Origin of the sequence: Prosthecobacter sp. (genome assembly GCF_044227185.1) — a bacterium.
In the GTDB taxonomy this organism is placed as follows: domain Bacteria; phylum Verrucomicrobiota; class Verrucomicrobiia; order Verrucomicrobiales; family Verrucomicrobiaceae; genus Prosthecobacter.
The window spans coordinates 189,268-210,662 of the sequence record NZ_JBGAFO010000004.1 but is presented as its reverse complement, the minus strand read 5'-3'; the positions used below and the strand labels follow the sequence as shown (position 1 = coordinate 210,662).

20 protein-coding genes are annotated in these 21,395 nt (G+C 62.9%); 16 read left to right on the top strand and 4 right to left on the bottom strand.

Annotated features, from left to right (window positions below):
• Window positions 1–72 precede the first annotated feature (72 nt).
• Entirely contained in the window at window positions 73–2,379 is a 2,307-nt protein-coding gene (locus tag ACILSQ_RS11490) for a dienelactone hydrolase family protein (RefSeq protein ID WP_395743768.1), read from the top strand.
• 469 nt (window positions 2,380–2,848) lie between these two features.
• On the opposite strand, the gene ACILSQ_RS11485 is transcribed toward ACILSQ_RS11490, so the two are convergent.
• Genes ACILSQ_RS11485 through ACILSQ_RS11475 form a run of 3 tightly spaced genes read right to left on the bottom strand, consistent with a single transcriptional unit; the run spans window position 2,849 to window position 6,464 of the window.
• Window positions 2,849–3,436: a GNAT family N-acetyltransferase gene (locus ACILSQ_RS11485; RefSeq protein ID WP_395743767.1), complete on the bottom strand. Its 588-nt coding sequence runs from the start codon at window positions 3,434–3,436 to the stop codon at window positions 2,849–2,851.
• 2 nt (window positions 3,437–3,438) lie between these two features.
• The gene (locus ACILSQ_RS11480; protein WP_395743766.1) at window positions 3,439–3,885 is read right to left on the bottom strand and encodes a SufE family protein; all 447 of its coding nucleotides are present in this window, start codon (window positions 3,883–3,885) and stop codon (window positions 3,439–3,441) included.
• Window positions 3,882–6,464 (bottom strand): protein kinase domain-containing protein, encoded by a 2,583-nt coding sequence (locus ACILSQ_RS11475; RefSeq protein ID WP_395743765.1) that lies wholly within the window; start codon window positions 6,462–6,464, stop codon window positions 3,882–3,884. Before ACILSQ_RS11475 ends, ACILSQ_RS11480 begins: the two co-directional genes overlap by 4 nt.
• 170 nt (window positions 6,465–6,634) lie before the next feature.
• Here ACILSQ_RS11475 and ACILSQ_RS11470 point away from each other — a divergent pair, with 170 nt between their 5' ends.
• Window positions 6,635–7,066: a YkgJ family cysteine cluster protein gene (locus tag ACILSQ_RS11470; protein ID WP_395743764.1), complete on the top strand. Its 432-nt coding sequence runs from the start codon at window positions 6,635–6,637 to the stop codon at window positions 7,064–7,066.
• Between the two features lie 2 nt (window positions 7,067–7,068).
• Here the strand turns inward: ACILSQ_RS11470 and ACILSQ_RS11465 are convergent, their stop codons facing one another.
• Window positions 7,069–7,638, bottom strand: a complete 570-nt coding sequence (locus tag ACILSQ_RS11465; RefSeq protein ID WP_395743763.1) for a c-type cytochrome domain-containing protein — start codon at window positions 7,636–7,638, stop codon at window positions 7,069–7,071.
• Between the two features lie 79 nt (window positions 7,639–7,717).
• On the opposite strand from ACILSQ_RS11465, the gene ACILSQ_RS11460 reads away from it, so the two are divergent.
• The 14 genes from ACILSQ_RS11460 (at window position 7,718) to ACILSQ_RS11395 (ending at window position 21,379) form a co-directional block, all read left to right on the top strand.
• Window positions 7,718–8,584, top strand: coding sequence for an RluA family pseudouridine synthase (locus ACILSQ_RS11460; protein ID WP_395743762.1), 867 nt, complete (start codon window positions 7,718–7,720; stop codon window positions 8,582–8,584).
• A gap of 187 nt (window positions 8,585–8,771) precedes the next feature.
• On the top strand, window positions 8,772–9,464 hold the full coding sequence (rpsB, locus tag ACILSQ_RS11455; RefSeq protein ID WP_395743761.1) for a 30S ribosomal protein S2: 693 nt from the start codon (window positions 8,772–8,774) through the stop codon (window positions 9,462–9,464).
• A gap of 22 nt (window positions 9,465–9,486) precedes the next feature.
• Window positions 9,487–10,086, top strand: a complete 600-nt coding sequence (tsf, locus tag ACILSQ_RS11450; RefSeq protein WP_395743760.1) for a translation elongation factor Ts — start codon at window positions 9,487–9,489, stop codon at window positions 10,084–10,086.
• A gap of 361 nt (window positions 10,087–10,447) precedes the next feature.
• Window positions 10,448–11,512 carry a 3-deoxy-7-phosphoheptulonate synthase gene (locus tag ACILSQ_RS11445; RefSeq protein WP_395743759.1) on the top strand — a complete coding sequence of 355 codons (1,065 nt, stop codon included), beginning with the start codon at window positions 10,448–10,450 and terminating at the stop codon, window positions 11,510–11,512.
• Window positions 11,513–12,508: a bifunctional heptose 7-phosphate kinase/heptose 1-phosphate adenyltransferase gene (locus ACILSQ_RS11440; protein WP_395743758.1), complete on the top strand. Its 996-nt coding sequence runs from the start codon at window positions 11,513–11,515 to the stop codon at window positions 12,506–12,508.
• A 71-nt stretch (window positions 12,509–12,579) separates the two neighbouring features.
• On the top strand, window positions 12,580–13,083 hold the full coding sequence (locus tag ACILSQ_RS11435; RefSeq protein ID WP_395744077.1) for an SIS domain-containing protein: 504 nt from the start codon (window positions 12,580–12,582) through the stop codon (window positions 13,081–13,083).
• A gap of 37 nt (window positions 13,084–13,120) precedes the next feature.
• Entirely contained in the window at window positions 13,121–13,990 is an 870-nt protein-coding gene (locus tag ACILSQ_RS11430; RefSeq protein WP_395743757.1) for an FkbM family methyltransferase, read from the top strand.
• Window positions 13,991–14,015: 25 nt separating this feature from the next.
• Window positions 14,016–15,317 (top strand): flippase, encoded by a 1,302-nt coding sequence (locus tag ACILSQ_RS11425; RefSeq protein WP_395743756.1) that lies wholly within the window; start codon window positions 14,016–14,018, stop codon window positions 15,315–15,317.
• Between the two features lie 6 nt (window positions 15,318–15,323).
• Entirely contained in the window at window positions 15,324–16,883 is a 1,560-nt protein-coding gene (locus ACILSQ_RS11420) for a hypothetical protein (RefSeq protein ID WP_395743755.1), read from the top strand.
• Entirely contained in the window at window positions 16,843–17,952 is a 1,110-nt protein-coding gene (locus ACILSQ_RS11415; protein WP_395743754.1) for a glycosyltransferase, read from the top strand. Before ACILSQ_RS11420 ends, ACILSQ_RS11415 begins: the two co-directional genes overlap by 41 nt.
• Window positions 17,949–18,509, top strand: coding sequence for an acyltransferase (locus ACILSQ_RS11410; protein ID WP_395743753.1), 561 nt, complete (start codon window positions 17,949–17,951; stop codon window positions 18,507–18,509). The genes ACILSQ_RS11415 and ACILSQ_RS11410 overlap by 4 nt, the downstream gene beginning before the upstream one ends.
• 16 nt (window positions 18,510–18,525) lie before the next feature.
• On the top strand, window positions 18,526–19,374 hold the full coding sequence (locus ACILSQ_RS11405; RefSeq protein WP_395743752.1) for a hypothetical protein: 849 nt from the start codon (window positions 18,526–18,528) through the stop codon (window positions 19,372–19,374).
• On the top strand, window positions 19,371–20,549 hold the full coding sequence (locus tag ACILSQ_RS11400) for a glycosyltransferase family 4 protein (protein WP_395743751.1): 1,179 nt from the start codon (window positions 19,371–19,373) through the stop codon (window positions 20,547–20,549). Before ACILSQ_RS11405 ends, ACILSQ_RS11400 begins: the two co-directional genes overlap by 4 nt.
• Window positions 20,546–21,379, top strand: a complete 834-nt coding sequence (locus tag ACILSQ_RS11395) for a glycosyltransferase family 2 protein (RefSeq protein ID WP_395743750.1) — start codon at window positions 20,546–20,548, stop codon at window positions 21,377–21,379. The genes ACILSQ_RS11400 and ACILSQ_RS11395 overlap by 4 nt, the downstream gene beginning before the upstream one ends.
• Window positions 21,380–21,395: the final 16 nt, after the last annotated feature.

The window sequence follows — 21,395 nt, the reverse complement described above, 5'->3', positions numbered from 1 at the left end:
GCCTGCCACTCGGCTTGTTCACAATTCCGTCCCGCTTGCAAGACTCGCACGTTGAGAGTTGATTGATTCCCCATGAAACTTCCGCTCGTTTTTGCCACCCTCCTCCTCGGAGCGCGCGCACTGGCCCAGCAGCCGGAAACTCTGCCAGACACGCAGCCGCTCATCAAAGATGGCGACATCTCCGAGCAGATGCACGCGGCTGCGCTGGAGGACATGGACCAGCTCATTGCCGACTCGCTCAAAACACGCGCGAAGCACTGGCACCGCAATCTCTCCTCCCCGCAAGCCTACGCAGAGTCCATCCACGAGAACCGCGAGCGTTTCAAACACATCATCGGCCTGCGGGACAAACGTGTGCCTGTCGCTCTGGAGCGCTACGGCGACGAGACCAATCTCGCCCTCGTGGGCAAGACCAAGACCTACCGCGTCTATCAGGTCCGCTGGCCCGTGCTCGAGCAGGTTTCCGGAGAAGGCCTCCTGCTGGAGCCCAAAGGCCAGCCCCGCGGTTACATCATCGCCATTCCTGATGCAGATCAGACTCCGGAGCAGATCGCGGGCCTGGTTTCCGGCGTTCCTGCGGAGGCGCAGATCGCCCGTCGTTTCGTGGAAAACGGTTTCGCGGTCATCGTCCCCGTCTTGATCAATCGCAGCGACGCCGGTTCCGGCAATCAGGCCATCCTCATGACCAACATGCCGCACCGTGAGTGGCTTCACCGGCAGGCTTACATGATGGGCCGTCACATCATCGGCTATGAAGTTCAGAAGGTGCTCGCCCTCGTGGACTGGATCAACATTCACCGTCATGATCAGATCGGCGTCGCAGGCTACGGCGAAGGCGGTCTCATCGCCATGTACGCCGCCGCTGTGGATCCCCGCATCGACGCCGCGCTCGTCAGCGGTTACTTCAAGTCCCGCCAGCGCACCTGGCGCGAGCCTCTCTATCGCAATGTCTGGGGCCTGCTCACAGAATTTGGCGATGCTGAGATCGCCACGCTCATCGCCCCGCGCGGCCTCGTCATCCAGTACGCCAACGAGCCCGATGTGGACGGACCTCCGGAGCCCAAAGGCAAGAAAAGCCAGGCCGCGCCCGGAAGGCTCAGCACGCCTGAATTTGACGAGGTGCAGGAGGAGTACCTGCGCATCGACACCCTCGTGCCTCAGAGTCTCCAGCGTCGTTCCCTGGTCAGCAGTGACGCCGCCGCAGCCAATGCACTCGCCAGGCTCCTCAAGACCGACATCAACATGGGCCTCTCCCGCGAGCTGCCGCAGAACCTCCGCCAGACCTACGTGCCGTCCGTGCGCCAGTTCGCGCAGATGAAGGAGATCGAGGCCCACCTGCAGCGCCTCATCCGCGGCTCGGATCAGATCCGCAATGACTTCTTTCTCTACAAGGCCATGCCCGAGTTCCGCAACGAAGCCTGGACCTACGCCCAGTTTGCCGACAAGAAGCCCGACAAGTTCATCGCAGCCACGAAGGACTTCCGCAAAACCTTCTGGGACGAAGTGATCGGCAGAATTGATTCACCGCTGCCCACGCCGAAGCCCCGCACCCGCAAGATTTACGACAAGCCCAAATGGACCGGCTATGAAGTCGTGCTCGACGTCGGTGGCGAAGGTTTCGCCTGGGGCGTCCTGCTCCTGCCCAAAGATCTCCAGCCCGGAGAGAAGCGCCCCGTCGTCGTCTGCCAGCACGGCCGCCACGGCGTGCCGGAGGACGTCATCGAAGGCGACAAGCCCGCCTACCATGACTTCGCCGCCCACCTCGCCGAGCGCGGTTTCATCACCCTTGCCCCGCACAATTTGTACAAGGAGGAGGAGCAGTACCGCACCCTCTCCCGCAAGGGCAATACCGTGAAGGCCTCCATGTTCTCCGTCATGCTCCGCCATCACGAGCAGTGGCTCAAATGGCTCGCCGAACTCCCGCAGGTGGATGCCAAACGCATCGGCTTTTACGGTCTCAGCTACGGCGGCGAATCCGCCGTGCGCATTCCTCCGCTGCTGGACGGCTACTGCCTCTCCATCTGCTCCGGCGACTTCAACGACTGGACCCGCAAGGTGGCCAGCACCGAGGACAAGCACAGCTTCATGTTCACCGACGAATGGGAGATGCCCTACTTCAACATGGGCAGCACCTTCAGCTACGCCGAGCTCACCTACCTCATGTTCCCGCGCCCTTTCATGGTTGAGCGCGGCCATCACGACGGCGTCTCCATCGACCCCTGGGTCGCCTATGAATATGCCAAGACTCGCTGGCTCTACGCGCAGTTCGGCAAGGAGGACAGCACCGAGATCGAATTCTTCAACGGCGGCCACACCATCAACGGTAAAGGCACCTTCAGCTTCCTCCACAAACAGCTCAACTGGCCCGAGCAGAAATAATTCGCGCCTCAGCCTCCGATAAGGGCGGTCCTTCAAAGGATCCTGGAGAGCATGCCTCTTCAACGATCCCGAAGAGCCGTAGTGAAAGGGAGATAGGCGAAGTCAAACAGCCGAGGACAAATCCAGCTTCTCTCCACTGGATGACCAATTGCAACGAGGGCGCAACATGGTGTGTGTGTGTTCAATCACATAGCTGGTTCGATGATCCCGGAGGGATCACAGCGGGTAGCCAGGGGTCAGCTCGCGTAGCGAGCGCCACCCCTGGAAAGCACGCCCAAATCCGGAGAGCAAACCCATCGCCTTCTCCACCACACCGCGCCCTCCAGCAGCGTCTCACCGCTCGCCGCCGCAGATCCCGCGTGTTCTTCGTAGACTCAACGTGGCAGGTCCACGCCCGTGGCATGCCTCCCTCCGGAAAATTTCTGCGGTGCAAAATTCAGCTCTCCCTGCAATCCGGCATCTCCCCTCCTCACCCCAGCTCCTTCACCCAAAACGTCAGCGTCTTCGGCGACTCCGCCTCCTCCCCGATCTCCTTCCACACAAACGTGGCCTGCAGCTCCGGTCGCTTCACATAACCCTGGCCGCGCCAGAACTCATTCAGCTCACGATAACCCTCCGGCCTGAGCGGATGCTGAGCAGCGCGGTCCACCGCACAGAAAGCACTGCGCGTCATTCCCAGCGCCTTCGCATGCGCCTCACGCCGCACAAAGAACTCCTTGCCCAGGCCCTGGCCGCGATACTCCGGCAGCAGGATCGATTCGCCAAAATAGCAGATCTTCGAGAGATCATATCCTGCCTGCTCAAACGCCGCCTTAAACTCCGGCCCCTCATCCACCATCGGCAGGCACGTCGTCGCTCCCACCACCCGGTCCCCGTCAAACACCAGCACCACCAGGCTCCCGGCAGACCTCACATAAGTGCCCAGATAGTCCCGCTCATTCTCCAGGTTGCCCACATACAAATACGGATACTCATGGAACACCGCGATGCGCAGCGCACCGAGGGCATCAATGTGCGGTGCCAGTTCGGCGCCATGAAAGTTTTGCAGACGGAGCATGATCAGGAGTGAGGAGAAGGCGGGCAGACGGCGGACGTTGAGTTGAGAAACTGCTGTGCCATCGCACGGATCTTCCCGCGCATGCCGCCCAGACCGTTCAGCCGCGTGGGCGAAAGCATCTTGCTAAATCCGCAGGCCGTCCACAGCCGCGGCTCCACGGCGGCTGCTTCCGCAGGGGCCGCATCGCTGTACAGCTCGCACAGCAGCGCGGCCAGCCCTTTCACCATCGGCGAGTCGGCATCGCAGACAAAGCGCGTGCGTCCGTTCACCAGCTCGCCATGCAGCCACACACGCGAGACGCAGCCGGGCACCAGGTTCGCCTCCGTCTTGTGCGCCTCGTCCAGTTTCATCGCGCTTCCGCGCGCCACCACGGCGTTCAGGCGCTCGTGCGGATCGTGAATGATGTTCAGGTCGTCGATGAGCGACTGCTGTTTTTCCTCCAGGCTCATTTCAGCTTCGCCAGACGGCCTTTGCACCAGTTCAGCCCCGTCTGGATCGCTTCATCATTGGCGATGGCGCCGGCCAGTTTTTCCCAGATCGCTACTGCGTTCGCAAAAGCAGCCTTCGCCTCCGTCTTCTTCCCGGCGCTCTCGCTGGTGTGTCCCAGCGATCCATAGAGCTGGGCAAGCTGGCTGGCCCACATGCGTCTCTCCGGCGTGAGCTTGTCACTCGCCGGCTGCCCCTTGATCAGGGCTTCCAGCGACTCCACCGCCTGCTTTGCGATCGGGATGGCGGCGGCCGTCTTGTTGCTGTCCGCCAGCAGCTCGGCGTATTCCCCGCGCAGCTTGGCCAGCAGGAATCCGTAGCGCACGTTGTCCTTGTCATCCGCCAGGATTTCATTCACCAGCTCGATGGCGTCCTGCTTCTTCTTGCTGGCCTCACCGGGGTTTCCAGCATCCCGGGCCAGCGAGGCGAGCGCGCCGTAGTTGCGCGCCAGCAGGTACTTCACCTCCGCCCACTCAGGCAGCAGCCGGTTCAGCTCCAGCAGGATCGGCACCGCCTGATTGTGCGCCTCCTTGGCGTCCGAACCGCTGAAGTGACGCCCGATCAGTTCCGCCAGCTCGGTGTAGGCCTCGGCCAGCAGCAGCGCCTGGTCCTGGTTGCGCGGACTGCTGCCCAGCACCAGCTCGCCCATGTCCTTCACCGAATCGATCAGCGTGTTGAGAGCCTCTTCCACCTTGCCCGCGTCCCGCTGGCTGATGCCCTTGGCAAACTTCGCCCGCGCCAGGATGAACTTCTCATCGTTGATCAGCTCATGCCCCATTGCTTTGGGATCCAGAATCACCGGCACACGGGCCAGCGCCTGCTCGGAATCCGCCACATCACCATTGCGCTGCGTGCGCAGGCCGTACTCCAGCCACGCCCGCGCGCATTCATTGCGTGCCAGACGGTTCTTGGGGTCCGCCGCCAGCCCTTTGTCCAGATTGACCGTCGCCTCCTTCAGCAGCGCCAGGGATTCCGCATGGCGCCCCTCGCGGCCGCGGATGTCGGAGAGCAGCAGGCTGTACCGGCCCAGCCACTGCTGGTAGAGCGCGGACTGCGCGCTCTCGCCGTTTCCTTTGCGGATGAGTTCGGCCGCCTGGTCGCGCGCCTTCGTCAGGTAAACCACCGCCTGCGGGGTGTTGCGCAGCTTGAGGTGAAGCTGGCCGATGTTGCCATACGCGCGCAGCCGCTCCACACCCAGCGCCGGAGACTGCTCCAGCGCGGGCAGCCCGCGCATGCAGTACGCCAGCGCGTCCTTGAGCTGCTCCTTCTGAAAGCCCGCCTCCATTTCATTCCCGGTCGGCGTCTGCAGCAGTTGCGTGAGGAACTGGTCCACCGCGTTCTGCGAGTTCTGCAGGTTCTGGTCCGCCACCAGCTTCGCGTGGTGCTCGTTGTCCCTCTCGCTCGTCAGCAGGGAGATGCGGTTGTTCTGCGCCTCATTCTCCATTTTGTTCACGTCATTGATGTTGGAGATGGTGTTCTCCGCCTTCTGCAGGCTGCGCTGGGTCTTGAACGCGTACACAAAGCAAAGCACAAAAATCGTCAGCAGCGCGATGGCCGTGGTCTGCAGCGTGAGCACCTTCTTCGCCTGCTTCTGCCGCTCCCGCACCGTCTGCTCCCGCGACTCCTCCAGCAGGTAGTCGCTTTCCAGCACCTCAAACTCGCGCACGATCTCGCGCATGTCCGCCCAGCGCGCCGCCGGGTTCAGATCCAGCGCCCGCTCGATGATCGCCCGGCGGCGTTCCTCCCACTTGGACTGCGCTTCCGTGGGCCAGAAGATCTTCGGCTGCGCCTTCACCGCGTGCAGCAGCGCATTGCTGTCAATCTGCACCGCCAGACCGGACGCCGCCTTCTGCCGCGCGCGCTCCACCTCGCTCTGCCACATGTCCGCCCCGCGTGGCAGCACCCCGTTCAGCAGGCGGTAGGCCAGCACGCCGAAGCTGTACACATCCCAGGAAGGTCCGTAGCCCGCAAAAACCCCGTCCGGGTTCTCCGCCTGTTCCGGACATAGATGCACAAAGTGGTCCGTCAGCTCCAGATGATGAATCCCCCCCACCCAGCCCTGCGCGATGTCCGTCAGCCGGATCGACGATTCCGGATCGTCCTCCAGCAGGATGTTCGCTGGGCGCAGGTTGCCGTGCGGGATTCCATGCTTGTGCAGCCAGGAAAGTGCGTCCGCCACTTCATAAATGTGTCTCCAGGCCTGCTCGGGCGGCAGCCCGTTGCAGGCGGACTCCAGCGTCGGCGTCTGCCATTGCCGCCGTCCATGGCTGTCCTTGGTCATCACCCCCACCAGCGGCATCACGCAGAAGTAGGGGGTTTTCTCAAAACTATAACTTTCCACCGGCAGCACGCCCCGGTGGTGCGGCATCTGCTGCAGCGCCCGGAACGCCGTCGCCAGGGCCTTCCGGTTGATCGCCATCGAACTGAACACCTTCACCGCACAGGCCTTGCCATTGGTGGAGACCGCCCGGTAAACGGCACCGCAACGCCCGCTGCCGACCAGGTCCTGCAATTCATGTCCGGCGATTTCAGGCAGACTCATGCGTGCTTCAGTTGTCTTTCAGAGAAGGGGTAGTTGGTCCCGGACTAGGCCGAAACCTGATCACGGGTGCGTACGATGGGGTCGGAATGCGAAATCTCAAACTTCAAAATGCCGCTTTGTAAAAATCGCGTGCCACAATAACCAGCACAGCCATGCTGAATGCACACCGCATGAAAAACCCCAAGCCCATCCACTACCAGGAAATCGAGGCCATCTACGCCGACCTGGAGCGCCGCCCGCTGCCGCGCCAGTGTGAGATGCGCACTGGCTGCTGCCACTTCCGCCTGGCCGGCCACACCCCCATGCTCACCCGCGGGGAGGCCCAGTATGCCGCCCAGGGCGTCCGCGCCAGCGGCCGCAAAGCCCTCAAGCCCCACCCTGACGGCGCCTGCCCCCTTCTTGGCCGGGACGGCCGTTGCACCATCTACAGGCACCGCCCCTTCGGCTGCCGCACCCACTTCTGTGCCGAAGCCGGCGGCATGTACCCACGCAAACACGTGGCAGACCTCATCCAGCGCCTCGAAGCCCTCGACGAACGCCTCGGTGGCAGCGGCTCACGCCCGCTGGAGGCCGCAGTCAGCGACGCCCTGGCGGAAATGTGAGATCAGGGGGCAGCGCAGTCCCGCGCCAGCTTCTGGCTGGCCTCGGACAGCTTCGCCAGCGGGTAGGGGACCTCCGCAGCGTTCAGCGGCATGCGCAGCACCACGTTTTCACCCTCCAGACGCACAAAGCCCGCCTTGATGGTTTTCCCCTCCGAATTCGTCCAGCTCATGATCGGCGGCAGCGATTTTTTGGCAGCCACCGGAGCCATCTTCGGCGCATCTTTGTCAAAGCTCGCCCCTTCGCTGATCCATTCGGTGATCTTTTTGATGTCGCTGGTGGAAAGCTGTTCGTCGGGCGGCATGTGGTTTTTGCCGTTGCTGACCATGATTTCGAGAAAGTGGCTCTCCGCCGGCTTTCCCGGACGGATCTGCGCTACGTCATTGTCAGCGATGTCGAGTTTGAAGACTTCGAGATTGTCGAAAACAAACCCCGCTTTCTTTTTCTTGGCCTTCTCGCTGTGGCACTCGTAGCAGTTCTTCTCCAGGATGGGCTGGATGTCCTTCTTGAAGTCCGCGGCAAAGGCGGTGGCCGAAAGGAGCGGGAGGATGAAGGCAAAACGAAGCGGGGACATAGGAGCGCGTGGGGTCGGGAGAGAACGTGCCATCCCGCTTTTCCTTAGCCAGCATCTTTTTTCCGTGGCATGAGACCCCATGCCCGAGCACCGCACCGTCACCGCAGCCGCCGAACTCCTGCCTTTTCTCTTCGAAAACTGGCCGGAGACCAAGCGCACCCGCATCAAGCAGTGGCTGAAATTTGGCAGCGTGCGCGTGAACGACCACGCCGTGACCCGGCACAATCAGCCGCTGAAACCCGGTGACAAGATCACCATCAAGGTGGAACGCGCCCCCCGCGCCAATGCCAAGCCCATGCCCGCCGGTCTCAGCATCGTCTATGAAGACGATGCCATCATCGTCCTGAACAAAGGGGCGGGCTGGCTCACGGTGGCCACCGATTCCGGCAACGGTCGCACAGCCTACGCCGCCCTGACCGACCACGTCCGCGCCACGGACGTCCGCAGCCGCGTCTGGATCGTCCACCGCTTGGACCGGGACACTTCCGGCCTCATCGTCTTCGCCAAAACCGAACCGTACAAGCGCATTCTGCAGCGTAACTGGCACCAGTTTGACAAGACTTACCTCGCTATCGCCGAAGGTGTCATCAAGCGCGATTCCGGCACGCTGCGCTGCCACCTTAATGAGGAATTCTCCCTGCGCGTCCGCAGCGTGCCCCCGGATGAAGACACCCGCGAGGCCATCACCCACTTCAAAGTGCTCAAACGCGGCCAGCACACCACCCTTGTCGAGCTGAAGCTTGAAACCGGCCGCCGCCATCAGATCCGCGTCCACCTCTCCGACATGGGCCACCCCATCGTCGGAGACAAACCCTACGGTGCCACCACCGACCCCGCCCGCCGTCTCGCCCTCCATTCCAGTGAACTCCACTTCATCCATCCGGCCACTGAAGAGCGGATGGACTTCGTCCTGCCACTTCCGGACGTGCTGGCCAAGCTGGTGTGACGATTCTGAAGGTGAAAAACCGCTTGCCGCAGCGGGGGATGCCGGTAACATCGCGCCCCCTTTCGCCGGGCCATGTTGGTCAGGCCAAAGGGTTCAACCCTTAGCCCGTTCGACCGGATCAGCCCCTGCGGCTGAGCGTTTTGCCCCCAAAGCGTGCGGAAGACAGGCGCCTTAGATACCTACATCCATGTCAACACAGATCCTCGCCGAGCTCGTCGAAGCCGGAGTCCATTTCGGACATCAGACCAAGCGCTGGAACCCCAAGATGAAGAATTTCATCATGGGCACCAAGAACCAGATTCACATCCTCAACATCGAGGAAACCGTCAAGCAGATCGACAAGGCCGCTGATTTCCTGGCCGACCTCGCCCGCCGCGGCAAGAAAATCCTTTTCGTGGGCTGCAAACGCCAGGCCCAGGAAGCTGTGAAGCAGGCCTCTGAAGCTTGCGGCCAGTTCTACGTCAACCATCGCTGGCTGGGCGGCACGCTCACCAACATGGAGACGATCAAGAAGAGCATCGCCCGCCTCAACTACCTCGAAGACATCGAGAACAAGCCCGAATTCAAGCTCATGTCCAAGAAGGAGCTGGCCGGCCTCAACCGCGAGCGCATCAAGCTGGAGCGCAACCTCCGCGGCATCCGCCACATGGGCAAGGTGCCTGACGCAGTCGTCATCGTTGACTCCGCCCGCGAGCACATCGCCGTTCATGAGTCCCGCCGCCTCGGCATCCCGATCGTCGCCCTTGTGGACACGAACGCCGACCCGAACATCATCGACTACCCCATCGCCGCCAACGACGACGCCATCCGCTCCATCCGCATCATCCTGCAGAAGCTGATCGACCCCGTCATCGTCGCCACGGCCGAAGCCAAGAAGTAACTTTTTATCCCCAAAACCAACCATGGCTGAAATTTCCGCTAAACTCGTCATGACCCTGCGTGAGAAGACCAACGCAGGCATGATGGAATGCAAAAAAGCCCTCACGGAAGCCGGTGGCGACCTGGAGAAGGCCGAAACCATCCTCCGCAAAAGCGGCACCATCAAGGCCGAGAAAAAGGCCGACCGCCAGACGAAGGAAGGCATCATCGCCTCCTACATCCACATGGCAGGCCGCATCGGTGTGCTCATTGAAGTGAACTGCGAAACCGACTTCGTCGCCCGGAATGAAAACTTCCAGGCGCTGGTGAAGGACATCTCCCTTCACATCGCCGCCGCCAATCCCCGCTACCTTCAGCGCGAAGACATCCCTGCGGATCTCATCGCGAAGGAGCGCGAGATCGGCGCCGAGCTCGTCAAAGGCAAGCCCGCGAACATCGTGGACAAGATCGTTGATGGCAAAATGGAGAAGTTCTACGCAGACAACTGCCTGCTGGAGCAGGCGTTCATCAAGGATCCTGATCTGACGATTGCGAACCTGATCAAGGGCAAGATCACTGAGCTGGGTGAAAACCTCATCGTGCGCCGCTTTGTGCGCTATGCGGTGGGTGAAGACCTGCAATAAAACCAGCCAAACTCGTCACGAAAGGCGGCCGGCGACGGCCGCCTTTTTTGTGTCACTTGTGTGTCGGATTCAGCAATTCATGAGGAAAATGGGATATTTAGCTTTGCTAAAATACTCTGCCTGTGTCAAATTTCCGTAATTGGCATATTTGCTATGAGTGGCTTACCACAACTGGCGGCACGTGCCTGCGTCCTGTGCGCACCTGAGATCCATCGTCCGGAGGTGGTGCCTGAATGAATCGGGCACCAGGGGCGGCAGCTTGTCGAAAGGGCGAGAATTCGCATCATCCATGAAGTTTCGGTTTCCAGCGCCGCCAGACGCCTCCACTTTGCGAGCCCGCTTTTTTTTGCCCCCTGTTGCCGTGAGCCAAACCCACCCCACTGACGACCTTCGCGTCGCTGAAATCCTTCCTCTCATTCAGCCTGCCCTGCTCATGCATGAGTTTCGGCTGGGGGAGCTGGAGTCCGCGTTTGTTGAGGAATCGCGCAAACGTGCCGAAGCCATCCTGACTTTGAAGGATGACCGCCTGCTGGTGGTGGTGGGGCCCTGCTCGATCCATGACACGAAGTCGGCGCTTGAGTACGCGCAGCACATCATTGAGGCGCGGCAGAAGCATGGGGCTGACCTGGAGATCGTGATGCGGGTGTATTTTGAGAAGCCGCGCACGACGGTGGGCTGGAAGGGGTTCATCAATGATCCGCATCTGGACGGCACCTTTGACATCAACGCCGGCCTGCGCGGCGCGCGTGATCTGCTGATCAAGCTTACAAAGCGCGGCGTTCCAGCGGGCACGGAGTTTCTTGATGTGATCACGCCGCAGTACATCGCCGATGTGGTGGCGTGGGGCGCCATTGGCGCGCGCACGACGGAGAGCCAGGTGCACCGCCAGCTTGCGTCCGGACTGTCCATGCCGGTGGGATTCAAGAACGGCACGGACGGCGGCATTCAGGTGGCGCTGGATGCCATCGAGGCCGCCAAAGGGCAGCACTGCTTCCTTTCCGTGACGAAGGACGGCGTGGCCGCGATTGTGAACACGAAGGGGAACAACGCCTGCCACGTCATCCTGCGTGGTGGCAAGGGCGGCACGAACTTCGACGCGGCCTCCATCAAGAGCGTCTCCGACCAGCTCACCGCGCGCGGCCTGCCCGCGAGCGTCATGGTGGACTGCAGCCACGGCAACAGCCTCAAGGACTACCGCAAGCAGCCGCTGGCCTCCGCCTCCCTGGCCGAACAGATCGCCGGTGGCAGCACCGCCATCACCGGGGTGATGATTGAGAGCCATCTCGTCGAAGGGCGTCAGGACACGAAGCCCGGCCAGCCGCTGACCTATGGTCAGAGCATCACCGACGCGTGTGTCTCGTGGGAGACCACGGCGGTCATGCTCGATGAACTCGCCGCCGCCGTCCGCGCACGCCGCCGCAAATAAATGACCTTCACCCGCGACCATCTCCAGCGCCTGGCGCAAGGCCGCATCCTCGTGGTGGGAGATGTGATGCTCGACCATTTCATCTGGGGCCACGTCCGGCGCATTTCGCCGGAGGCACCGGTGCCCATCGTGGAAGTGACACGTGAGGAGTTTTATCCCGGTGGCGCTGCGAACGTCGCCCGCAACATCTCGCCCTTCTCACCGCACACGCACCTGATGGGGCGGGTGGGGAGGGACATGGCTGCGGACCGGCTGCGTGCGCTGCTGATTGAAGACAAGGTCGATCCCGCGCCGCTGCTGGTGCATGAAACACTGCCGACGATCTCCAAGGCGCGCGTGTCCGCACGCCAGCAGCAGATCGTGCGGGTGGACCGTGAAAAACTGCTGCCGCTGACCGACACCGAGCTGATCGAGGTGGAGCAGCGCCTGCGCGATCTCGCACCGAGCCTGGACGCTATCATTCTGGAAGACTACGGCAAAGGATTCATGACGGAGAAGCTCATGCGGGTGGTCGCCAAGGTCGCCGCGGAGCACAAGCTCATCGTCACCGTTGATCCCTCACCGCGCAATCCGCTGCCCTGGGCCGGGGTTTCGCTGGTGAAGCCGAACCGTCTCGAAGCCTTTGCCGCCGCCGGTCTGGAAGACCACCTGCTGCCGGAAGCCCCGCTGGAAAACAAGGAGCTGCTGGAAGTGGGGCGTGTGCTGCTGGCCAAGTGGGATGTGGCCAGCATTCTGGTGACCCTCGGGGAGCAGGGCATGATCCTGTTTGAGCGTGACCTGCCGCCGCACCACATTCCCACTCGCGCCCGTGAAGTGTTTGATGTCTCCGGCGCCGGTGACACCGCCATCGCCCTGCTGACGCTGGCCCTGGCCAGCGGGCACAGCCTGCTCGAAGCCGCCGAGATTTCGAACCACGCCAGCGGCATCGTTGTTGGCAAGCTCGGCACCGCCACATTGACGCCAGACGAACTGCTGGCAGCCTTTGAATCCAAATGAGCCCCGATTTCGACACTCTTTTCAAAACTCATCTCAGCGAGCATCAGGACGCCATCTCCAGACTGACCGCGATGAGCGGTCAGATCGCCCCGCTGGCGGCGGCCTGGCTTGAGGCGCTGCGAGACGGCAAAAAGATCCTGTTCTTTGGCAACGGTGGCAGCGCCGCTGATGCGCAGCACCTGGCTGCGGAACTCGTCGTGCGCTACCGCATCAACCGCCCGGCGCTGGCGGGTCTGGCGCTGACCACGGACACCTCCATCCTCACCGCGCACAGCAACGATTTCGGCTACGACACTGTGTTCGCGCGGCAGATCGAGGCGCTGGCGCAGCCGGGGGATGTTGTCATAGGCATCTCCACTTCGGGCACGAGCAAAAACGTTCTGCTGGGGCTGCAGGCCGCGAACAAGCGCGGCTGCGTGACCATCGCCTTCACGGGTGAAAAGGGGGCGGACTGTGCGGCTGAGGCGAAGCTGAGTTTCAAGGCTCCCTCCGCCATCACGGCGCGGGTGCAGGAATGCCACCTTCTCATCGGGCATCTGCTCTGTGACGTGGTGGAGCAGAGCTTCGCGGTTTAAGGTCAAGCTTACGCTTCCGTTTGGGAGCGCCATGGCCATGTCCATGTTTGTCAATGTCTGCCGGGCGATTCTTCGGAATCCCGGCGTCTCACCGCTGCCGGGGCTTTTCAGGCATTCGGTGTGGCACCTTGTACGGCGGATGGCGCCCCTGCCGCTGAAGGTGACGCTGACGCAAAAGTCACGGCTGGTGCTGACGCGGCGTGAGGAGATGAACGGCTGCGTGGCCCTGGCCTGGAGCCAGCGGCTGTACTGCTACCACAACATGATGTTTCTGCGGATGCTGCTGGAGGCTGGATTTGCGCGCGTCTGCTTTGACGTGGGGGCCAACATCGGGGTCTATTCGCTGCTGATGTCAGAAACGGAAACCGCGCGGGTGTACTCGTTTGAGCCGCATCCCGCCACCTGCGCCACCCTGCGCCGGATGCTTGAATCCAACGGACGCAGCAACGCCAGTGCATTCCAGCTCGCCCTCTCCGATGCCACAGGAGAGCTGCGTTTCACGAATGACGACTGCAGCGCCGTCAACCAGGCGCTGGAGCTGACGCGGGGTGAGGCTGGAGATTTCATCCTGGTGCCCTGCGAAACCGGGCGGGACTTTTGCGCGCGGGAGGGGGTGACCCCGGAAATCATCAAAATAGACACCGAGGGTCTGGAGGCACGGGTGTTGAACGGGTTTGGCGGCGCGCTGCGGCATGCCAAGGTGGTCATGACCGAAATGAACCTGGCGGAGGGCGAGGTGTCCGCCGCGCTGCCAGCCGGTGTCTTCGCGGGACCGTTTCATGTGGATGTCATGACGAAGAAGCTCTCCCGAGGCTGCCGGCCGGGAGAGGATGTGCTGTTTATCAGTCGCGAGTCCATTCCAGCCCTGCGTGATCTCGGCTTTGAGATCGCCCTGGGGGCGGAGTGACGCATGCCCCGCTGTTGTTTTTTTCATGGCTGCCGGAGCCCTCATCGTTAAAACCCTCTCACTGGCGACGGGGCTGCGCATGGTGCGGCTCATGCTGAGCTTTGCGCTAGGCTGCGTGCTCGCACGCCACCTGGGGGGCGGCGGCTTCGGGCAGCTCGCGGTGGCGATGGCGGTGGTGTCGATTCTTTTGAGCGTGGGGGAGCTGGGCTTTGCCCGCTACACGGTGAGGGAGATGATGCAGCCGGGCAATGAGGAGTCCGCGGTGCTGGGGACCACGATCACGGCCCGCTTCATTGTCTCGGCCCTGCTGTTTGCGGGGCTGCTGGCGTGGGTGGCGCTGGCGAGGCCGGAAGGCGCGCTGCTGATCATTGTCTATAGCCTGCAGCTTCTCACGAATCCTGTCTCAGAAATGCTGGGGTGGTTTGAAGTGCACGGCCGAGTGTCCACCACCCTGCTGGTGCAGTTTGCGGCGTTTCTGGTCAGCGCGGCGTGCATTGCGGCCGGGATCTGGCAGGAGATGCCGCTGTGGTTTTTCGCGCTTACTTATGTGCTTGAGGGGTGGATCATCATCGGCGTGTGCGGCTGCATCTTCTGGCGAAACGGAGGACGTGTGCGGCCGGGAGCGTTCCGCGTGCAGCGGGCGTGGGCCATGGTGGCGCGGTCATGGCCGGAACTCGCCAGCCAGGGGGCGCTGATGCTGCTGTTCCGCCTGGACACCCTGATGATCGAGTGGATGCGGGGTCCGGAGGAGGCGGGGGTGTACAGCGCGGCGGTGCGTGTCTCGGAAATGGCCTATTTCATGCCCGGGATCCTTTCACTTTTGTTTCTGCCGGCGCTGGTCCGGGCGCGGCAGGAAGACGCGGCCCGGTTTGAGGCGGGGGCGGTCACGTACTTCTCCGCCTCCATTCTGCTCTCGTTTCTGGTGGCCTCCTTTCTGCTCATTCTATCTCCCGGGATGCCGCTGGCTTTTGGTGCTGAATTTGCCCGCAGCGGGGAGATGCTGCGGGTGCATGCGTGGGCATTCATCCCCTACGCCGTGGGCGTGGCACGCACGCAGATCCTCACGGTGGAGGACCGCCTGGCGGCCAACCTGCCCTCGGTGATTGCGGCGGTGGCGGTGAACGTGCTGCTGAACCTGCTGTGGATCCCCGCGCACGGAGGGGTGGGGGCCGCGTGGGCGACACTGGTCTCCTACACGGTGGCCTGGGTGGCGTGGACGTACCTTTCCCCGTGGCTGCGAAGGAACCTCTCCGGCTTCATGACCCGCGCGTTTGTGGGGCTGCCGCGCTTCACCTGGCTGCGGATGCGTTCGTGGCTGCACGCCTGATTTTATATGCAAGGCAGGGCTTTCATCATCTTCATGGGCGGCATCGGCGCGGTGTACATCATGCTGTCCGTGCTGCTGGGCGGAGGGAACTCCATTGGCGCGCTGGCGCAGTTTCTCTCCATCGGCTCGTTCATTCTGGCGGTGATCCAGCCACGGATGGCGCTGTTCCTGATGGTCATCTACGCGGGCTACAGCGACGTGCTGAAGCGCATGATGGTCTTTGACGGGCATGTCACGATGAATGACGTGCTGTGGGTGCGCGCGCTGTGCCCGCTGACGCTGGCGGGGATCTGCATCGGCACGCTGGTGAGGTCTCTGCACGACGGCAGCCTGTATCAAAAGCGCAGGCTGATGTCCCTGCTGGTGTGTGTGCTGGGATTTGCGGTTTCGGGGATCTCCGCGCTGCGAAGCGGCGGGGGCTTCAACGCGGCGGCCACGCAGCTGGCCGATGGAGCGGCGTACATGTTCCTGCTGTTTGTGGTGCCGTGCATCTTCCGGACTCCGGAGCAGATCGTCGCGTTCATCAAATACTGTCTCATCGTCTTCATCCCGGTGGCGCTGTATGGCATCAAGCAGCAGATTTTCGGGCTGAGCGAGTTTGAGATCGAATACCTGAAGTCCGGGCTGACGGTGCTGTCCAAGCACCTGGACGACGTGCGTCCGCGGCCCTTCTCGACGCTGGTGGACAGCTCCCCCTTTGGCACGAGCTGCGCGGTGTGCGCGTGTCTGGCGCTCATGGTGCGGCGGCACCACCGGGACCACGGCGCCAACACGTGGGGGATGCTGAGCTTCGTGCTGTTTGCACTCTTCGTCATCGGCTGCGTGGCGAGCATGACACGCGTGGCCAACATCAACTGGGCGATGCCGATCCTGCTGCTGCCGGTGCTGCGCAGCGCCAGGGGAACGCTGGCGCTGTATGGGGGAGTGGCGGGGCTGTTTGTGTCCGCGTGCGTGTTTGCCCAGGAGCTGAGCAACTGGGTGACGCAGCTCACGCTGTGGGCGCTGGAAAACTTCGGCGGCACGGCGCTGGGCGAGCAGCTCTCCCGCTTCTGGACGATCTGCGCACGGCTGGACGGGATGCACGACCTGGCCCACAACCCGCTGATGTGGACGATGTTTGGCTACGGCACCAAGGGGGCCTCCGACATGTATGACGCGCATCTGGTGGCCAGCCATGACCTGATCTCAAACCTGCTGCTGGAAATCGGCTGGCTGCCGCTGGGGCTGCTGCTGATCGTGGCGGCGGTCGGGCTGCATTCATTCCACCGGAGCGTGCTGGGGCTGCGGGGAACCTCCTTTTACAACATCTGCGTGTGGATGGTGGGCATCGAGTTCGGGCTGCTCCTTCACAATGTCTTTGCGGGAAATGTCACCTCCACCTTTCCGGTCAATTTCTTCTGCTGGTTCATCGCCGGGGCGATCAATGCGTGCATCGCCTACCATGAAGGCCGGCGCGCGACCGCGCGGAGCAGCCAGCGGGCTCCGGCGAATCTTCAGCCGGCGGGAGCCCAGGCCATGCTGAGTCATGAAATCCGCAGACTGCCTTTCAACCGCCGCTGCTCCTGAGGGGCGGGCCGCGCCCCTGGTGGTGCTGGCGCCGCATGCCCTGAGGCGGCTGAGCGGGAGGCCCGCGCGCTATCTGGACCCGCTGCCCATGCCGGCCTGCGGACGGGCGCTGATCGGCGCCACGTTTGAGGATGACGAGGAGCTGGAGCGCGAGTACATCCGGCGACAGACCGGCGCACTCCGCCGCATGCGGGCTTCGCTGGGGCTGATCTTCCGGAACCGCGGGGCGCTGCGGCAGGCGGACATGATCTACTGCCTGGACGGGATGCACTACAATCTGCTGCTGCTGCTGGCGCGTGCGGGTTTGTTTCGCGCGCGTGGCAAGATCATCCGGCGTCTGGCCTTTCATGATTCGATCCTCAAGACGCTGGCGCCTTTGCTGAAGAAGGCGGCGGGGGGATTTCAGATCGAGTTCATCAGCCATGAGCAGTGCGCCAGGGCAGCGGGGCAGATAGCAGCGGAGAGAGTGGTGCACCGGACGTGGAAAATTGACTGTGAGTGGTACCACCCGCCCGCGGTGGTGGCGGCGGAGGGACCGGCGCTGCTGACCGGCAATGCCAGCCGTGATGACGCCATGGTGGACGGCCTGCTGCAACGAGGCATGAGAGTGACGCGCATCGGCAGGTCTGACCGGCTGGCGGCACGCTTTGCGGCGCATGAGGCGAACCCGAACTTCCGGCTGATCACCAATGCCTCCCATGTCGTCTATCGGGAGGTCCTGCAGGCATCCAGCGTGGTGCTGCTTCCCATCCTGGAATGTGATGATCCCGCGGGGATGACGGCGGCGCTGGAATCCATGGCGAGCGGGATCCCCGTGATCGCCAACCGCAGCATGGGGCTGAGCGAGCTCTTTGCCGCGTGCGAGTACCCGGTGGCGATGATGGAAAACCGTGACCCGGAGGCGTGGGCGGGGGCGATACGGGAGGTGCAACAAAAGCTGAAGAGTCCTGACTTTACGGCCGCCCTGGGGCGTGCGCGGGAGTTTCTGCTGAAGCACCACCATGTGCTGCCCGGCGGCGAAGACTGGAGTGAAGTGCACCGTGCCGCGTGCGAGCCAAGAATGCCATGATCTCCTCTTTTCTGGCGATGGTGAACGGATTTTTCGTAGCGATGCGCACGGGATGCGCGTGGCACCGGAGCCAGCGCTTTTATGGGATGCCGATCATCCTCCGGAAAAAGGGGGCGAGACTGGAGCTGGGGCGTGAGATCACCGCGCTGAGTGTGCCGCGACTGAACGAGATAGGCCTGAGCCAGCGGGTGGTTTTGTCCATGGTCACAGGCGAGGCGGTCATCCACCTGGGAGATGGAGTGGGACTCTCTGGATGCACGCTGAGCGCGCGCCGGGAGATCCGTGTGGGGCGGGGGACGATGATCGGGAGCGGGGCGCTGATCATGGACCACGATGCGCATGCGCTGCCGCTTCCCGGGACGGGAGCGGAGGTGGCGGTGAAGCCGGTGAAGATCGGAGAGCATGTGTTTATCGGCGCGCGTGCCATGGTGCTGAAGGGTGTGACGATCGGAGACCAGGCCGTGATTGGCGCGGGTGCGGTGGTGACGCGGGATGTGCCGGCCCGCCATACGGCGGTGGGCAATCCCGCCCGTGTTTTGCCGCCTTCCACTGAATGAGTTCTTTTTATTTTTGATGAGCCCTTTTGAAACCAGAAGCCACGGTGTGCTCTACATTGCCTATGGCCGCCGCCATCTGGATGAAGCGGTGCATTCATGCCGGAGCCTGAAGCGGGTGCATCCTGAGATGATGATCCACCTGGTGACGTCCGAGGCGGACCTGGCGGAGCGCGGCGGGGAACTGCGCGGGCTGTTTGGCTCCTGCAGCGTGCATCCCGACATCCGGCGCACGTTCCGGGACAAGATCGTGGGAATGCAGCAGACGCCGTTTGAGCGGACTCTGTATCTGGACTCCGACACGGAGCTGCTGGAGCGGGTGGACGACATGTTTGACATTCTGGGGAAGTTTGAGTTTGCGTACTGCCGGGACACGGTGCGCTACGCGATGCCGGCGCCGCAAGTGCCGGCCATTTTCAGCGAGCCCAACGGCGGAGTGCTGGCGTACCGGAAATGCGCGGCCGGTGATGAGCTGCTGGCGCGATGGCTCAAGATCAATGACGAGGAGGAGGCCGCGTATAAAAAACTGCACGGGCCGGAGGCGGTGTATGTGGACCAGGGGGCGCTGCGGATGGCGCTGTACGAGTCTGACATCCGGCAGTATGTGTTTGGCTCCGAGTACAATCTCCGGGTGTACGCGCTCTGGTATGCGGGGGCGAAGGTGAGGATACTGCATGCACGGGAGCCGTGCCTGACCAAGTACCGGCACAGCATCAACCGCAGCGAGGACATGCGCTACGGCGATGGCGAGTGGTGGCCGGCGCGGCAGTTCATCAAGCTCAAAATCTGGATCAAGGAAAACTGCCTGGGACGACCGCGCAACTGGCGCGGCAAGGAGCTGCTGAGCAAGCAGTACCCAAAGCCATGAAGCCCTCCCTGCTGCTGATCTGCCACACGTACGCGGTGCCTGAACACGCCAAAAAGGTGACGGAGCTGGCGCGTCATTTCACGCTGACGTGCGCGACGGTGCGCCCGCAGGACCTGGGGCCGGTGTATGGCTCGCTGGTGGGCGGGGAGGGGCATGGAGAGAGGCCGTGGCGCTATGTGGAACTGGCGGCGTGCGGGGTGCGCCCTTTCAGCACCGCGGCTATTTTGCGAGGTCTCACGAGGCTGGTGCGGAGCCAGCCGTGGGACTATGTGCTGGTGGAAAATGAGCCGTGGTCGCTAGTCAAATGGCAGACGCTGATCGCCTGCCGGGCAGGAGGCAGGGTGCGGAGGTATGGGGAGTTTACCTGGGAAAATGTGAGGCGGCCGGGGCTCAAGGGAGGAGTGCTGGACCTCGTGTACTGGCTCACCGCGCGGTGGACTGACTTCTGGGTGTGCGGCAACACTGCGGCGGCGAGGCTGGTCTGCAAGCATGGCACTCCTGCGGAGCGAGTGATTGTGTGCCCGCAACTGGGCGTGGACACGGCGGCCTTTTGTCCGCTGGAGGAGGAGGGCAGGGCGCGGCAGCGGAGGAAACTGGGACTGCCTGAGAAGGCCTTCATCATCGGCTTTGCCGGGCGGCTGGTGCCGGAAAAGGGAGTGCGGGATCTCATGGCCGCGGTGGAGGCTCTGAAGCAGAGGCATGGAGATGCGGCGCCGAAAGTGTGCCTGGCGCTGATGGGGCAGGGACCGCTGGTGGCGGAGATGCAGGCTGCCGCGGAGTCCCGGCCCTGGCTGCGAGTGCTGCCGCCCGTGAGCCATTCGGAGGTGCATACTTTTCTGCAATGCCTGGATGTGCTGGTGCTGGGCAGCCACCCGGTGCACAGCGGGCCGCATGTGTGGGAGGAGCAGTTTGGGCACATCCTGATCGAAGCGATCGCCTGTGGCGCGCTGGCGGTGGGGAGCACCTCCGGAGCGATTCCCGAGGTGCTGGGTGATGAGGACCTGCTCTTTCCGCCGGGAGATGTCCCGCGGCTGGAGGCGCTGCTGAACCGGCTGATTTCAGAGCCCGACTTTTACCGTGCCAAGCTGGCCGCCTCCACCGCGCGGCTGCAAGGCTGCTACACGCACGCCGCCGTGGCTGACAGGCTGGCCTGCGCCCTTCTGCGCCTGCCATGACGTGCATTGTCATTCCCGTGTACAATCGCAAGGACCTGACCCTGGGCTGCCTGGATCTTTTGCGGTGGACGCGTGAGCGCGCGGACTGGCGGGTGATTGTGGTGGATGACTGCTCCACGGACGGCACCGCGGAGGCCATACGAGAGCAGCACCCGCAGGTGGATCTTGTGCAGGGGTCTGGTGATCTCTTCTGGACGGGGGCCATGCGGCGCGGCATGGAGCGCGCGCTGGATCTTCATGCGGAGGTGATCATCTGGCTGAACGATGACACCTGTCCGGACGAGGCGTCTTTGCTGCGAATCAGCGAGGTGGTGAAACAACAGCCGGACATGGTGCTGGCTTCGCAAGCGGTGGTGAACGGCGCGGTGCACTGCTGCCACTCGCTGAGGCGAGGTCCGGCGCCGAGCAGCGGCGGGGACTTTGACGTGGCTGATGTGCTGGCGGGATATCAGGTGGCCTTTTCGCGGGAGCTGGTGGAGAAGATAGGACTGCCTGACGACCGGCGCTGGCCGCACTACGCGGGAGACAGCTCCTACACGCACACGGCGCATAAGAAGGGCTTCAAGCTCCGCATCGACAACCGCAGCCAGATCCGGCTGAGCGGCTATGAACCCTACCGCCCGGTGGGGCGCGTTTTCTGGGCGGGAAAGAAGAGCCTGAGCCAGCGGATTCATTCGTGCTTCATCGCGAAGAAATCCAAGTACCGCCTGGCGACGCAGTGGCATCTGGATGTGCTGTACCGCGGGCGCCTGGGGGCCTGTGTGGTCTTTCCGGCGCGTCTTGCGGTGTGGCTGTTTCAAATAGCGAGAGAGAGTGTGAAGCCGATTTAAGGCGAGAGGTTCCGGC